We start from the raw sequence: 1,894 nt of genomic DNA on the forward strand, positions 1-1,894 counted from the left end.
AGCAGTTGCTGCCATGGAATACGGCACTGGAGCCTGTTGTGAAAAAAGTGGCCCAGTTCGATTAAGGGCAAGTGGGTCGATTTAGAGGCGCTTACGGTTAATGTCTCTATCCCGATCAAGTCCGCTTGTTAGCTTTCCCCCTTCAGGGCCAGCACCGATAGTCAGATACACCCTACCATCAGGCAATATATTAGAAAATCTGGAATCGGTACTCCATTTTTGTTGGTCCATAGGAATTATCGTAATTTTGGCGTGATTGATACTCGTCACAATATTCCCATGCAGTTCGGTGAACGCGACGACAGGATGTATTTGCATCAGAACCTCTAACCCCAACGGGTCGGAATACCCAATAGGACTTGAATAAACATACCCAAAAGTATTCACCCCACCCAGCAGCCCAATCGGATCACTCTGCGTATACCGTCCCTTGCTCGGATCATAGGTCCGGAAATAGTTGTAGTACAGCCCACTTTCTTGATCGTGGTACTGGCCGGGGAAGCGCAGGTTCAGCGTCAGGCTCTGGGCCTCTGGATGGCTGGCTGAGGTCAGGCTTTCGGCCTCGCCTACCCCGAACGCATCACTGTGCCAACGCCAGATCAGCTTCTGGTTGGCATCCGTTGCTGCTCGTGCGGTCAGCAAGTGGTCGCTGTGCAACGCAGCCCTTCCCTGTCTCATTCATCCACTTCTAATATGTGCCCCCCCTTATTAAAATCTTGTGAAATATCTTCGATCACCTCTTTAATATCTTCTGAGCTTAACAAAGCTTGATTCTTTTGTGCATCCCAAAACTTTATTTCTCTTTTTGATATTGCAAACCCAATCTTCCCATTTTCCGGAAAGAACATTTCACCTGGAACTTTTATTAACCTACCGCGAAGGGAAACTTTTATATATCCCCTTGAAACTTCCAAAATCATGGCCCACCCTTTACTCAGGAGAATAAATAATTCTCAGAAAGAATTATTGTTCCAGCCACCCAAAAGCAAGCAAAGTAAACTATTGCCCAGCGCCTGCTTGAAGGCCAGCTTAAGTGAACACAAACAAAGATAAGTGCTTTAAATAGAAAAAACTTTTTTTCGAAGAAATAGCTTAGTAAAAACATAAGGCCAATAAAGTAAAAAAATAAGGGGCCTTGAAGCTGGCCCATGCTAGGCCTCCGCTCGACAACCTCTCCTGGACCTGTGTAGAACAGAATTATGAGCGTTAATGCCACAATCAAAAAAGCCAGAGTTTTGGTCTTCATTTATGTACCACAACCGCATGACGAGTATGAAAAATCTGTTAGCGTGGATGATCCTAATGACACTGCTGCGCCTATCTCTATAGTGAAACCTCTAGGTTCATCTACGGGCCGCTGAAAAGCATTCCCCAGTACGATACGAGACACCCCGAATCCCATAATGGAAGCAGAATAAACGCCTGCGACACCTTGAAATTCCCATGGCGAAAGGTCATCGCGATGCATTATAAAAGCGATATTTCCTTCTGCACCTGACACCTCGAGACCTAAGCCTATTGTAGGGCCGACATAAAGAACTGATGCTGTTGACTTCATTCCAGAAACACATTCAGATACCAAATCAAAGTATGCAACCGTTGCACCACCAGGGGCAGCAAATCCACCAGTTCGGTATGTTCCAGTCCACATGACAAGGCCATATGGATCATATGAGCTTAATGGATTCCCCGCCACATACCCAAAGGTATTGACTCCACCCATCAACCCAATCGGATCACTCTGCGTATACCGCCCCTTGCTCGGATCATAGGTCCGGAAATAATTGTAGTACAGCCCGCTTTCTTGATCGTGGTACTGGCCCGGGAAGCGCAGGTTCAGCGTCAGGCTCTGGTCCTCTGGTTTTGTGACTGAGGCCAGGCTTTCGGCCTCGCC

2 protein-coding genes and 1 pseudogene are annotated in these 1,894 nt (G+C 47.0%); all 3 read right to left on the reverse strand.

Translation table 11 applies throughout. The annotated features are described in order from the left end of the window. Positions 1-327 precede the first annotated feature (327 nt). Positions 328-657: pseudogene (locus BMZ23_RS15260) on the reverse strand (RHS repeat-associated core domain-containing protein); the annotation flags it as partial. Positions 658-674: 17 nt separating this feature from the next. Continuing rightward, the gene (locus tag BMZ23_RS14690) at positions 675-920 is read right to left on the reverse strand and encodes an Imm74 family immunity protein (protein ID WP_093479075.1); all 246 of its coding nucleotides are present in this window, start codon (positions 918-920) and stop codon (positions 675-677) included. Between the two features lie 326 nt (positions 921-1,246). Beyond that, a partial coding sequence (locus BMZ23_RS14700) for an RHS repeat-associated core domain-containing protein (RefSeq protein WP_143069629.1) occupies positions 1,247-1,894 on the reverse strand: 648 nt, incomplete at its 5' end.

Origin of the sequence: Halopseudomonas yangmingensis (assembly GCF_900114825.1) — a bacterium.
Taxonomy (GTDB): Bacteria; Pseudomonadota; Gammaproteobacteria; order Pseudomonadales; family Pseudomonadaceae; genus Halopseudomonas; species Halopseudomonas yangmingensis.